The sequence below is a fragment of the Candidatus Pantoea floridensis genome (genome assembly GCF_900215435.1).
In the GTDB taxonomy this organism is placed as follows: Bacteria; Pseudomonadota; Gammaproteobacteria; order Enterobacterales; family Enterobacteriaceae; genus Pantoea; species Pantoea floridensis.
Map to the genome: position 1 here is coordinate 2,776,248 of NZ_OCMY01000001.1, position 14,081 is coordinate 2,790,328.

General features: G+C 59.2%; 8 protein-coding genes. 6 read left to right on the forward strand and 2 right to left on the reverse strand.

Going from position 1 to position 14,081, the window contains the following annotated elements; all coding sequences use genetic code 11:
- Positions 1 to 27 precede the first annotated feature (27 nt).
- The 6 genes from CRO19_RS12990 to lplT all read left to right on the forward strand — a co-directional run bounded on the left by CRO19_RS12990 (position 28) and on the right by lplT (position 12,526).
- A complete protein-coding gene (locus CRO19_RS12990; RefSeq protein ID WP_097096179.1) occupies positions 28 to 1,269 on the forward strand; it encodes an MdtA/MuxA family multidrug efflux RND transporter periplasmic adaptor subunit in 1,242 nt (413 codons plus the stop codon).
- On the forward strand, positions 1,266 to 4,439 hold the full coding sequence (locus CRO19_RS12995) for a multidrug efflux RND transporter permease subunit (protein WP_097096180.1): 3,174 nt from the start codon (positions 1,266 to 1,268) through the stop codon (positions 4,437 to 4,439). The genes CRO19_RS12990 and CRO19_RS12995 overlap by 4 nt, the downstream gene beginning before the upstream one ends.
- On the forward strand, positions 4,436 to 7,540 hold the full coding sequence (locus tag CRO19_RS13000; protein ID WP_097096181.1) for an efflux RND transporter permease subunit: 3,105 nt from the start codon (positions 4,436 to 4,438) through the stop codon (positions 7,538 to 7,540). The genes CRO19_RS12995 and CRO19_RS13000 overlap by 4 nt, the downstream gene beginning before the upstream one ends.
- Positions 7,541 to 8,944 (forward strand): efflux transporter outer membrane subunit, encoded by a 1,404-nt coding sequence (locus CRO19_RS13005; RefSeq protein ID WP_097096182.1) that lies wholly within the window; start codon positions 7,541 to 7,543, stop codon positions 8,942 to 8,944.
- Positions 8,945 to 9,188: 244 nt separating this feature from the next.
- Entirely contained in the window at positions 9,189 to 11,339 is a 2,151-nt protein-coding gene (gene aas, locus CRO19_RS13010; protein ID WP_097096183.1) for a bifunctional acyl-ACP--phospholipid O-acyltransferase/long-chain-fatty-acid--ACP ligase, read from the forward strand.
- Positions 11,336 to 12,526, forward strand: coding sequence for a lysophospholipid transporter LplT (gene lplT / locus CRO19_RS13015; protein ID WP_097096184.1), 1,191 nt, complete (start codon positions 11,336 to 11,338; stop codon positions 12,524 to 12,526). Before aas ends, lplT begins: the two co-directional genes overlap by 4 nt.
- Before the next feature lie 81 nt (positions 12,527 to 12,607).
- Here the strand turns inward: lplT and CRO19_RS13020 are convergent, their stop codons facing one another.
- On the reverse strand, positions 12,608 to 13,648 hold the full coding sequence (locus CRO19_RS13020) for an NADP(H)-dependent aldo-keto reductase (protein ID WP_097096186.1): 1,041 nt from the start codon (positions 13,646 to 13,648) through the stop codon (positions 12,608 to 12,610).
- A 144-nt stretch (positions 13,649 to 13,792) separates the two neighbouring features.
- Positions 13,793 to 14,011, reverse strand: coding sequence for a YgdI/YgdR family lipoprotein (locus tag CRO19_RS13025; protein ID WP_097096187.1), 219 nt, complete (start codon positions 14,009 to 14,011; stop codon positions 13,793 to 13,795).
- Between the last annotated feature and the right edge of the window lie 70 nt (positions 14,012 to 14,081).

Consider the following 14,081-nt stretch of genomic DNA (forward strand, 5'->3'; position numbering starts at 1 on the left):
CATTTCCTTGTTAACCTGAAGACTCTGATGACTAACAACGCTTCCCGCTCCTCCTCTTTCCGCTGGCTGAAATGGCTGCTTCTTTTGCTTGTGCTATTGATCGTAGCTGGCGTGGTCTGGCGCGTGGTGGGCGGACACGGCGGCATGCCGCCAGGCGCGGAGAAGGGCGCACGCGGCGGACATCGCGGTGGCGCAGGCGTTAGGCCTGGTATGGCGATGACGGGCGGTGCGACGCTGGTGCACAGCGGCGTAGCCAGCACGGCGGATGTGCCGCAGTATCTCAACGCGCTTGGCACGGTGCTCCCTAACGCCAGCGTCACGGTCACCAGCCGCGTGGCCGGTCAGCTGGAAAAAGTGTTCTTTACCGAAGGGCAGAAAGTCAGCGCCGGTCAGCTGCTGGCACAGATCGATCCGCGCAGCTATCAGGCGACGCTGGCGCAATATCAGGGCGATCTCAATCAGAATCAGGCGTTGCTAAAAAGCGCCCAGTTAACCTTAACGCGCTATCAGAAACTGGCGGCGCAGGATTCGCTGTCGCGTCAGGATCTCGACACGCAAACCGCCACCGTCGGGCAATACAAAGGCGCGGTGGCCGCCGATGAAGCGCAGATCGCCAGCGCCAAGCTGGATATCGACTACGCGCGCATCACTTCACCGATTAGCGGACGCGTCGGTTTACGCCTGGTCGATCCCGGCAACATGGTGCAAACCACCGACACCACCGGCATTGTGGTGGTGACGCAGATGCAACCCGCCGCCGTGACGTTTAGCGTGCCGCAGAGCAACATCCCGCAGTTGACCAAAGCGCTGCATGGTGGACAAAGCCTGCCCGCCACCGCCTTCGATCAGGACAACACCACACCGCTGGCGCAGGGCGAGGTGCAGTTCATCAGCAACCAGATCGATACCGCGACCGGCACCATCGCGCTGAAAGCCACCTTCCCGAATGAAGATGAAACGCTGTTTGCCAATCAGTTTGTCAATCTGCGGTTGCAAATCAACATTCTGAAAAATGCCACGGTGATCCCGGCGCAGGCGTTGCAACTGAGCAGTGACGGCAGCTTCGTGTTTGTCATCAATAAAGACAACACCGTGACGCGCAAAGCCGTCACCACCGGGCCGAGCTTTGGTGACGATCGGCAGGCGATCCTGAAAGGAGTGGAACCGGGCGATCGTCTGGTGACCGAAGGCATTGATCGTCTAACCAACGGCAGCAAAGTGCAGCTGGCCGATGAGAGCAAAACCAGCGCGGGCGCGGCGAGCCAATGAATCCGTCTCGCCTGTTTATCCAGCGTCCGGTCGCCACCATTCTGCTGATGGTCGGCGTGCTGATCGCCGGTATCTTTTCCTATCGCTTTCTCTCGACTTCGGCGCTGCCGCAGGTGGATTACCCGACCATTCAGGTCACCACGCTCTATCCCGGCGCCAGCCCGGATGTCATGGCGTCATCCGTCACCTCGCCGCTGGAGCGCCAGCTGGGGCAGATGGCGGGATTAAGCCAGATGACCTCGACCAGCTCGAGCGGATCGTCAATCGTCACGCTGAAATTCAGCCTCGATCTGTCGCTGGATGTCGCCGAGCAGGAAGTGCAGGCGGCGATCAACGCCGCCAATAATCTGCTGCCGAGCGATCTGCCTAATCCGCCGACGTATAAAAAGGTTAACCCGGCCGATACGGCAGTGATCACGCTGGCGGTGAGTTCCGACACGCTGCCGCTGACGCAGGTGCAGGATCTGGTCAATACCCGCGTGGCGCTCAAGCTGTCGCAGATTAACGGTGTCGGCATGGTGACGCTGGCAGGCGGCCATCAGCCAGCGATCCGCGTGCAGATGGATCCGAAAGCGCTCGCGGCGCACAAGCTGTCGCTGGAAGACGTCAATACGCTCATCAGCAACAGCAACGTTAACGGCTCGAAAGGTGGCTTTGACGGCAAATATCACTCGGTGACCATCGACGCTAACGACCAGCTGCGCACCGCCGATGAGTACGGCAATCTGATTATCACTTATCAGAACGGTGCGGCGCTGCGGCTGAAAGATATCGCGCATATCGAACAGGGCCCTGAGAACAGCTTCCAGTCGGCGTGGGCGAATAACAGCCCGGCGATTGTAGTTAGCGTGCAGCGTCAGCCTGGCGCTAACGTGATTCAGGTGGTGGACAGCATCAAAGCGCAGCTGCCGAAGCTGCAGGCGGCGCTGCCGGACGGCGTGAAGATGAGCATTCTGTCGGATCGTACGCAAACCATTCGCGCCTCCATCAGCGACGTGCAGTTTGAGCTGATGCTGTCGGTGGCGCTGGTGGTGATGGTGACGTTCCTGTTCCTGCGTAACGTGGCGGCGACCTTGATTCCGAGCGTGGCGGTGCCGCTGTCGCTGATTGGCACCTTCGGCGTGATGTATCTGGCCGACTTCAGCCTGAATAACCTGTCGTTGATGGCGCTGACCATCGCCACCGGCTTCGTTATCGACGATGCCATCGTGGTGGTGGAGAACATTTCGCGGCGGCTGGAGGAGGGCGAAACGCCGATGCAGGCGGCGCTGAAAGGATCGCAGCAGATTGGCTTCACCATCATCTCGCTGACCTTCTCGCTGATTGCGGTGCTGATTCCGCTGCTGTTTATGGGCGATGTGGTCGGGCGGCTGTTCCGCGAATTCGCCATCACGCTGGCGGTATCCATTCTGGTGTCGATGGTGGTATCGCTGACGCTCACGCCGATGCTGTGCGCCTATCTGCTGCAGCATATTCCGCCGGAGAAACAGTCACGCTTTTCACGCAAAGGCGGCGAGGTGTTCGACAAGCTGGTGCGCGGCTATGACCGGTTGCTGACGGTGGTGTTGAATCATCAGAAGCTGACGCTGCTGGTGGCGCTGGCGACCTTTGCGCTCACCGCGCTGCTGTATATCGCCATCCCGAAAGGCTTCTTCCCGACCCAGGATACCGGCCTGATTCAGGGCGTTACCGTGGCGTCGCAGGATGTGTCGTTTAGCGAGATGTCGAAACGTCAGCAGGCGCTGGCGCAAGTGATTTTGCAAAACCCGTCGGTGGAGAGTTTGTCCTCGACCATTGGCATCGACGGCAGCAATACCAGCCTGAACAGCGGGCGCATCCAGATCAACCTCAAGTCGTTTGACGATCGCGATGACAAAGCTGACGTGGTGATTAAACAGCTGCAACAGGCGGCGGTGCAGGTGGCGGGCATTCAGCTCTATCTGCAACCGGCGCAGGATTTAACCGTTAACGATCAGGTGTCGCCGAGCCAGTACCAGTTCACGCTCGATGATGCCGACAGTGAAAATCTGGTGAGCTGGACGCCGAAGATGGTCGCCGCGTTGCAGCAGCGTCCGGAGTTCAACGGCGTGGTGAGCAACCTGCAGGATCAGGGCCGCGTGGCCTACGTGGAATTGAACCGTGATAAGGCGGCGCGCTACGGCATCACCGCCGCCGATGTCGACACCGCGCTGTATAACAGCTTCGGCCAGCGGCTGGTCTCCACCATCTTTACCCAGGCTAATCAGTATCGCGTGGTGCTGGAAGTGGCACCGCAGTATCAGCAATCGCCAGCCTCGTTTGATGATGTTTATCTGCCGGTGACCAGCAGCAGCACTTCATCCAGCGACGACAGCAGCACGTCGTCGTCATCGTCGGATGACACCAGTACAACGACCGGCATGGTGAAACTGACGTCCATCGCCACTATTCATCAGCGCACCGGCTCGCTGATGCACATGCGCCTCAACCAGTTCCCGGCGGTGATGGTGTCGTTCAACCTCAACAGCGGTTACTCGCTGGAGGATGGACAGAAGGCGATTGCCGAAGTGACGCAGCAGCTCAATCTACCGTCGAGCATCACCCTGCGCTATCAGGGCGAAACCTCGGCGTTCCAGAGCGCTACCGGCAACACGCTGTGGCTGATTCTGGCGGCGCTGATCACCATGTACGTGGTGCTCGGCATTCTGTATGAGAGCTTTATCCACCCGGTAACCATCCTCTCGACGCTGCCGTCGGCGGCGGTTGGCGCGTTGCTGACGCTGCTGCTGGCCGGCAGCGAGTTCAGCTTGATTGCGCTGATTGGTGTGATCCTGCTGATCGGCATCGTCAAAAAGAACGCGATTATGATGATCGACTTCGCGCTGGAAGCGGAGAACAAACAGCACATGAGCGCGCGCGAGGCAATTCATCAAGCCTGTTTGCTGCGCTTCCGCCCGATTTTGATGACCACCATGGCGGCGCTGCTCGGCGCGCTACCGCTGATGCTGGCGTCCGGTTCCGGTGCCGAACTGCGCCAGCCGCTCGGGTTGGTGATTGTTGGCGGCCTGATTGTCAGCCAGGTGCTAACGCTGTTCTCCACGCCAGTGATTTACCTGTGGTTTGATGGCATCGCCCAGCGCGGCAAGCGCTATATGCAGCGCAAGCAGCAACAGGCGCGGGGCGATCGATGAACTTAACCCGGCTGTTTATCTTCCGTCCGGTCGCCACGCTGCTGCTGACGCTGGCGATCCTGCTGCTTGGTGCGCTGGGCTATCGGCTGCTGCCGGTGGCACCGCTGCCGCAGGTGGATTTCCCCACCATCATGGTCAGCGCCAGCTTAGCGGGTGCCAGCCCGGAAACCATGGCGGCCACCGTGGCGACGCCGCTGGAGCGTTCGCTCGGGCAGATCGCGGGTGTCACCGAGATGACCTCGACCAGTTCGCAGGGATCGACCAGCGTGATTTTGCAGTTTGATCTCGATCGCGACATCAACGGCGCGGCGCGTGACGTGCAGGCGGCGATCAACGCCGCGCGCAGCCTGCTGCCAAGCGCGATGGAGTCATTGCCGACCTACCGCAAAGCTAACCCATCGGATGCGCCGATTGTGATGCTGGCGCTGACGTCCGCCACGCGCACGCCGGGCGAACTCTACGACCTTGCTGAAAGCAAAATCGAGCAGGCGCTGGGGCAGGTGCAAGGCGTGGGCGAAGTGTCATTGATGGGCAGCGCCTTGCCGGCGGTGCGCATCGATTTGCAGCCGCTGAAGCTGACGCAATACGGCATTTCGCTCGATACGGTGCGCAGCGCCATCGCCAACGGCACCACCAATAAGCCGAAGGGCATTTTGCAGGGCAGCAGCCAATCCTGGGTGGTGGACAGCAACGGCCAGCTGGATAAAGCCGCGCAGTACCAGGATCTGATCGTCAGCTATCAGGACGGCAAAGCGGTGCGCCTGCACGATGTCGCCACGGTGTACGATTCGGTAGAAGATCAATATCAGGCCGGTTTTCTGGATTCGAAGCCGTCGGTGATGGTGGGCATTAAGCGCCAGGCCGGCGCCAATATGCTCGACACCATCGATGCCATCAAAGCGCAACTGCCGGCGCTGGAGAAAGATTTGCCCGCCGATACCCAGCTGAAAGTGGTGGTGGATCGTTCGCCAACGGTGCGCGCGTCGCTGTACGACACCGAAGAGACGCTGCTGGTGGCGATGCTGCTGGTGATCGCCGTGGTGTTTGTCTTCCTGCGCAACGTACAGGCGGTGGTGATCCCGGCGCTGGCGCTGCCGGTGTCGCTGGTTGGCACCTGCGCGGTAATGTATCTGCTCGGTTACAGCCTCGATAACCTGTCGCTGATGGCGCTGATTATCGCCACCGGCTTTGTGGTGGATGATGCGATTGTGGTGCTGGAAAATATCACCCGCCATATCGAAGAGGGACTGAGTCCGCTGCGTGCGGCGCTGCGTGGCGCGCAGGAAGTGAGTTTTACCGTGCTATCGATGACCATGTCGTTGATTGCGGTGTTTATCCCCATTCTGCTGATGGGCAGCATTGTCGGCCGCCTGTTCCGCGAGTTTGCCGTGACGCTGACGGTGTCGCTGCTGATCTCGATGTTTGTGTCGCTGAGCCTGACGCCGATGCTGTGCGCGCGCTTACTCAAGCCGAAAGCGAAAGTCACTCAGCGGCCGCATCCGCTGTATCAGTTTATCGAAAACCAGCTTAATGGTTTGTTGGCGGCCTACTCGCGCGGCTTAAGCTGGGTGATGGCGCACCAAAAGCTGACGATGTTTAGCCTGGTGCTGACCGTGCTGCTCAATCTGTTCCTGTTTTCGGTGGTTCAAAAAGGCTTCTTCCCCAATCAGGATACCGGCCTGCTGATGGGCGCGCTGCGTGCCGATCAGAACATCTCCTTCCAGGCGATGAAACCGAAAATGCTGCAGTTCACCCACATCATCCAGTCCGATCCGGCGGTGGAAAGCGTGATGTCGTCGATGGGCAGCGGCATGTTCGGTTCGCGCAACAGCGCCAACTTTTTTGTGCGGCTGAAGGATTTTGATCAGCGTGATGCCACCGCCACCGAAGTGGCGAATCGCCTGAGCATGAAAACCAGCCACATCGCCGGGGCGCAGATGTTCCTGATGGCGGCGCAGGATTTGCATATCGGCGGGCGCAGCGCCAACGCCACCTATCAGTACAGCCTGCAGGCCGACGACCTCGATCTGCTACGCACCTGGACGCCGAAAGTGCAGGCGGCGCTGGCGGCGATCCCGCAGCTCAACAGCGTGGATTCCGATGCGCAAACCGGCGGTCAGGAGGTGGTGATCAACATCGATCGCGATCGCGCCATGCGGCTGGGCGTTAACGTGCAGATGCTCGACACCATGCTGAATAACGCCTTCAGCCAGCGCCAGGTCGCCACGCTGTACCACACGCTCAATCAGTATCATGTGGTGATGTCGTTGCAGGACAGCTACACGCGCGATCCGGCGATTCTCCAGCAGCTGTATGTGATCAACGACAGTGGCGATCGCGTGCCGCTGGCGGCGTTCGCCAGCTTCAAAGGCGGCAACGCGCCGCTGTCGGTGGCGCATCAGGGGCAATCGGCCACCAGCACCGTGGCGTTCAACCTGAATGATGGCGTATCGCTGGAGCAGGCGCAGGGACTGATCAAGCAGGCGATGGCGCAGCTCGGCTTGCCGTCCACCATTCAGGCCGGTTTTGCCGGCACCGCCGCGGCGTTTTCACAGCTCACTGCCACCATGCCATGGCTGATTATCGCCGCGCTGGCGGCGGTGTATATCGTGCTCGGCGTGCTGTATGAGAGCTATATCCACCCAATCACTATTCTCTCGACGCTGCCGTCGGCGGGCGTCGGTGCGCTGTTACTGCTGCTGCTCACCAATACGCAGCTGACGGTAATCGCGCTGATCGGCATCATCCTGCTGATCGGTATCGTGAAAAAGAACGCCATTATGATGATTGATTTTGCCATACACGCCGAGCGTACGCAGGGCATGTCGCCGCAGCAGGCGATCACCCAAGCCTGTTTGATGCGCTTCCGCCCGATCATGATGACCACGCTGGCCGCCTTCTTCGGCGCGCTGCCGCTGGCGCTGGGCAGCGGTGGCGATGCCGACTTGCGCAGCCCGCTCGGGCTGGCGATTGCCGGTGGTCTGGCGCTCAGCCAGCTGCTGACGCTGTTTACTACGCCGGTGGTTTATCTCTGGCTCGATCGTTTAAGCCGTGCCACGCAGCGTCAATGGCTGCGGTTGCGTCATGTGGAATCCCGATAGATGAAAATGTCCCTGAAAATTACCCCCGTACTGTTGGTGTTGTTGCTGGCCGGTTGCGCGGTTGGTCCGGATTATCAGCGCCCGACCATGGCGATGCCGACCCATTTTAAAGAAGCCAAAGGCTGGCAGCAGGCCACGCCGCAGGATGCCGTGAGTAAAGGCGAGTGGTGGCAGGTGTATCACGATGCCACGCTGGATAGCCTGCTGAAGCAGGTCAGCATTTCCAATCAGAATGTCGCCAACTATGCCGCGCAGTACCGTGAAGCGCAGGCGCTAACGTCGCAGTCACGCGCCGCACTGTTGCCGTCCGTTGGCTACGACGCCAGCAGCACGCGCAGCGGTAGCCGTGCCAGTACCAGCGGACAGCGCAGCGTCAGCAACAGCCATGCCGCCGATCTCAGCGCCAGCTGGGAGCTGGATTTGTGGGGTAAACTGCGCCGCACGCTGGAGGAGAACAACGCCAGCGCCGAAGCCAGCAAAGCTGAACTGGCGAATATCACCCTGAGCGCGCAGTCCGAACTGGCGCAGGACTATTTCCAGCTGCGCATCATCGACGAGAAAATTGCGCTGTATCAGCGCAGCATTGAGGCGTATCAGCGCTATCTGACGGTGATTGAAAACAAATATGCCGCTGGCAGCGAATCACGCGCCACCTTAGCGCAGGCGCAGATGCAGCTGGAGAGCGCGCGCGCCTCGGCGCAGGATTATCAATGGCAGCGGGCCCAGATGGAGCACGCGATTGCGCTGCTGCTGGGCCGCGCGCCGGCCGATTTTTCCCTGCCGGTGGCGAAGCTGGATGCCGCGTTACCTGCGATCCCCAATAGCGTGCCCTCGCAGCTGTTGCAGCGCCGTCCCGATATCGCCTATGCCGAGCGTAACGTGGCGGCGGCCAATGCGGCGGTGGGCGTGGCGATTGCCGGTTACTATCCCGACCTGACATTGAGCGCCAGCGGCGGCGTGAGTTCATCGGCGATTAATAGCTTGTTCTCACTGCCCAATCGCGTCTGGTCATTGGGGCCGGAGCTGAGCGGTACGCTGTTAGACTTCGGTGCCACCTCGTCGAAGGTGGAGCAGGCGCGTGCGGCTTATGATGCCAGCGTCGCCAGCTATCGCCAGTCGGTGCTGGAAGGGATGCAGGAAGTGGAGGATTATCTGGTGCAGTTGAATACCCTGCAGGGTGAAATTGCCTCGCAGCAGCGCGCCACCGACGCGGCGCAGGAATCGGCGCGCGTCACGCGCAATCAGTATGAGGCGGGCATGATCGATTATCTCGACGTCGCCACTACCGAAAACAGCAGCCTGAGCGCACAGCAGAGTTTGCTGTCATTGCAGAGCACGCAGTGGGTCAGCAGCGTGGCGCTGATCGCCGCCCTGGGCGGCGGCTGGCAGGCGGATCCGCAGTAACCCAGGTCGCCATAAATGGCGACCCTACGTGTAGGGTGCGCATTTATGCGCACCGTCCAGCAACGCGCAGAAATTCTGATGACGCATATATGCGCACCGCCCAGCAACGCGCAGAAATTTTGATGACGCATATATGCTTACCTGCTCGCAAAGCGCAACTGTGTTTAAATCATCCCGCCACTTGTCGAATATCCCCAGATCCTGCATCGTAAGAGCCATTTTTTACGATTGCTAGGGAGCTGGCATGCTACTCACCTTTTTCCGTTTCCTGTTCCGCCTGCTGTGGCGCGTGGAACTGCGTGGCGACCTCACTGCACTACACAAAGAAAAAGTGCTGATCACACCTAACCACATGTCATTTCTTGATGGGGTGCTGGTGGCGCTGTTTCTGCCGATCAAACCGGTGTTCGCCGTCTACTCGTCGATCAGCGAACAGTGGTACATGCGCCTGCTGAAGCCGATTATCGACTTCGTGCCGCTCGATCCTACCAGACCGATGTCAGTCAAACATCTGGTGCGGATGATCAATGAAGGCCGTCCGGTGGTGATCTTCCCGGAAGGGCGCATTACCGTGACCGGCTCGCTGATGAAGATCTACAGCGGTGCGGGTTTTGTTGCGGCAAAATCCGGCGCGACCGTGGTGCCGATGCGTATCGAAGGGGCGGAATATACGCCGTTTGGTCGGCTGGCGGGCGTATTTAAACGTCGCTTGTTCCCGCGCATCACCTTAACGGTGCTACCGGCGACAGTGATTCCGATGCCTGAAGCGAAACGCGCGCGCGATCGCCGCCAGCTGGCGGGTGAGCACTTACACCATGTGATGATGGAGGCGCGCATGGCGGTGCGTCCGCGAGAAACGCTGTTCGAAGCGTTCCTCAGTGCGCGCCAGCGTTATGGGCTGATGAAACCGTGCATTGAAGACATCAATTTCAAGCCCGACAGCTATACCGGCTTGCTGAAGAAATCGCTCGGCGTGGGTCGCATTCTTGAACGCTATAGTCAGCAAGGCGAATACGTGGGCCTGCTGCTGCCGAACGCTACCGTCACCGCGGCGGCGATTCTTGGCGCGTCGCTGCGCGGACGTATTCCGGCCATGCTGAATTACACCGCTGGCGTAAAAGGTATGCGCGCGGCGCTCACCGCTTCACAGGTGAAAACCGTCTTCACCTCGCGCCAGTTCCTCGAAAAGGGCAACTTGTGGCACTTGCCGCAGGGCCTCAGCGACGTGCAGTGGATCTATCTGGAAGATCTGAAAGATACCGTCACACTGAAAGACAAGCTGTGGATTGTGGCGCATCTGCTGATGCCGCACCGTGCACAGGTGCAGCAGCAGCCGGAAGATGCGGCGATGGTGCTGTTTACCTCGGGTTCGGAAGGCAATCCCAAAGGCGTGGTGCATTCACACAAAAGCCTGCTGGCGAACGTGGAACAGATTCGTACCGTGGCGGACTTCACGCCGCGTGACCGCTTTATGTCTGCGCTGCCGCTGTTCCATGCTTTCGGTCTGACCGTTGGCCTGTTTACGCCGCTGCTGACCGGCGCGCAGGTATTTCTCTATCCGAGCCCGCTGCATTACCGCATTGTGCCAGAGCTGGTGTATGACCGTAACTGCACCGTGCTGTTTGGCACTTCGACCTTCCTTGGCAACTACGCGCGCTTCGCCAGCCCATATGATTTTGCGCGGCTGCGCTATGTGGTAGCCGGCGCAGAGAAACTGCAGGAAGCGACGCGCCAGATTTACATGGAGAAGTACGGCATCCGCATTCTTGAAGGCTACGGCGTGACGGAATGCGCGCCGGTAGTGGCGATCAACGTGCCGATGGCGGCAAAAAGTCACACGGTAGGCCGTATTCTACCCGGCATGGATTCGCGTTTGATTTCGGTGCCGGGCATTGAGCAGGGCGGTCGCCTGCAGTTGCGTGGTCCAAACGTGATGAACGGTTATCTGCGCGTAGAGAATCCAGGCGTGCTGGAAGTGCCGGTGGCCGATAACGGCGAAGGCGAGATGGAAGCAGGCTGGTACGACACCGGCGATATCGTCAGCTTTGATGAAGGCGGTTTCTGTCAGATTCAGGGCCGTGCGAAGCGCTTCGCAAAAATTGCCGGTGAGATGGTATCGCTGGAAATCGTTGAGCAGATTGCGCTGAAAGCCTCGCATGAGAAGCAGCATGCCGCATCGCTGCGTCCGGACGGCAATCGTGGTGAAGCGTTGGTGTTGTTCACCACTGACACGCTATTGAGTCGCGACTCGCTGCTGAAAGCCGCGCGTGAGATTGGTGCGCCGGAGCTGGCGGTGCCGCGCGACATCCGCGTGATGAAGCAGTTGCCAATGCTGGGCAGCGGCAAACCGGACTATGTCAGCCTCAGACAGCTGGCGGAAGAGGAGCAGGTATGAGCCAGCCGTTAAATAGGGATGCACCGCTGCTATCGCGCAGCATGCTGGCGGTAATTGTGGCGCAGTTCTTCTCAGCGTTTGGCGACAACGCGCTGCTGTTCGTGACGCTGGCGGTGCTGAAAAATCAGTACTATCCGGACTGGAGCCAGCCGATCCTGCAAATGCTGTTTGTGGCGACTTACATTCTGCTCGCACCGTTTGTCGGTCAGATGGCGGATAGCTTCGCCAAAGGCCGGGTAATGATGTTTGCCAACAGCCTCAAGCTGCTGGGCGCGCTAATCATCTGCTTTGGCTTCAATCCGTTCCTCGGCTACACGCTGGTGGGAATTGGTGCGGCGTCCTACTCGCCGGCCAAGTACGGCATCCTGACGGAAATCACCCACGGTGAACGCTTAGTTAAAGCCAATGGCTTAATGGAAGGCTCGACCATAGCGGCGATTCTGCTGGGCTCCGTGGCGGGCGGTATTCTGGCGGACTGGAACCTGGTCGCCGCGCTGGTGGTGTGCGCCATGACGTATGCGATGGCGGTGGTGGCGAATATCTTTATTCCGCGTCTAACGGCGGCGCGTCCGGGCCAGAGCTGGCACTTTGGCGCGATGCTGCGCAGTTTCGTGGCGGCGACCAAAATACTGTGGCGCAACGGCGAGACGCGTTTCTCGCTGCTCGGCACCAGCTTGTTCTGGGGCGCGGGCGTGACGCTGCGTTTCCTGCTGGTGCTGTGGGTGCCGGTGGCGCTCGGCATCAGCGACAATAAAACACCAACCACGCTGAATGCGATGGTGGCGATTGGCATCGTAATTGGTGCGGCGGCGGCGGCGAAACTGGTGACGCTGCAAACCGTGCGCCGTTGCATGCCAGCTGGCGTGCTGATTGGGGTGATGGTGGTCGTGTTCGCGCTGCAACAGAGTTTGCTGAATGCCTATCTGATATTAATGCTGATTGGTGCACTGGGCGGTTTCTTCGTGGTGCCGCTCAATGCGCTACTGCAGGAGCGCGGCAAGGATACCGTGGGTTCGGGTAACGCGATTGCGGTGCAGAACCTTGGTGAGAACACCGCCATGCTGCTGATGCTGGGATTGTACACGGTGGCGATCAAGCTGGGTGCGCCAGCAGTGGCGACCGGCGTAGGATTCGGTGCGATCTTCGCCGTGGCGATTGCGCTCTTATGGTGGAAAAGCCGTCGTTAAATCGTGCGGTAAATGAATGGGTCGCCATGAATGGCGACCCTACGATTGACATGTAGGGTGCGCATTAATGCGCACCTGGTTTTAAGGCGCGGGATAAGTAAACTGGCGATGAATCGCTTCCAGCTCCTCTAACACCTCGGCGTTCAGCGTCAGATTGAAACTCTCCACGTTAACCTTCAGTTGCTCCATCGTGGTGGCGCCCAATAGGGTGCTGGCGACAAACGGCTGCTGACGCACATAGGCCAGCGCCATCTGCGAGGGATCCAGGTTGTGCTTCTTCGCAAGATCCACGTAGGCAGCAATCGCCTGCTGTGACTGATCGCCGCTGTAGCGCGTGAAGCGGCTGAATAGCGTATTGCGCGCACCGGCCGGTTTTGCCCCGTTCAGATATTTACCGCTCAAGGTACCAAACGCCAGGCTGGAGTAAGCCAACAGCTCAACGCCTTCATGCTGGCTGATCTCTGCCAAACCCACCTCGAAACTCCGGTTCAGCAGGCTATACGGATTCTGGATGGTGACGATACGCGGCAGCTCATGCTTTTCCGCCAGCTGCAGGTAGCGCATCACGCCCCACGCGGTTTCATTCGATACACCAATGTAACGAATCTTACCGGCGCGCACTTGTTCCGTCAGCGCTTCCAGTGTTTCCAGCAGCGTCACTGGCACGCTGGAATCGGTATATTGATAGCCCAGCTTGCCAAAATAGTTGGTCTGGCGCTGCGGCCAGTGCAGCTGATAGAGATCGAGATAGTCGGTATTCAGGCGTTTCAGGCTGGCATCCAGCGCTTCACGGATGTTTTTGCGATCCAGCGCCTGGTGCGGGCGAATCGATGCATCGGCACCGCGCACTGGCCCCGCTACTTTACTGGCCAGAATGATTTTGTCGCGGCTGCCGCGCTTTTTCAGCCAGCTACCAATGTACTGTTCAGTTAAACCCTGGGTTTCCGGGCGCGGCGGCACCGGATACATTTCCGCAGTATCAATCAGATTTATGCCGCTGCTAACTGCGTAATCGAGTTGTGCGTGGGCGTCGGCTTCGCTGTTCTGCTCACCAAACGTCATGGTTCCAAGCCCCAGCTGACTCACTTCCAGCGTGCTATGGGGAATACGGTGATAGTGCATGTGCCGGCATCCTATTTTCATTATGAAAGGGAATGTTGTGTCCTGTGGGACTATAGCGTGTGAAGCGGCGCGGAAGGAAGGGGGGAAAGTTCGGGAAACCGCCTGCACAGGGAGAAAACGTGTGCAGGCGATGTAATTTGGCACTTAACGCTCAATGATGGTCGAGACCTCATCACCATTGATCTGCATCTGATGGCCTTGCTCATCGGTGTACTGCACTAAACCGGTCTCTTTATCAATGGCGGGCTTACCATCGGTCATAATCATACGACCATCTTTGGTCGCCATCACGTAATCACTACTGCAACCACTCATCAATACCGCAGCCAACATGACACCCACTGCACTTACCAACCCTTTCATTCTTCTCTCCTTCCAACGACTTCAACAGCAAAAGTGTAGTAATAAATGCTTTCGCCGTTAGGAGTAATCG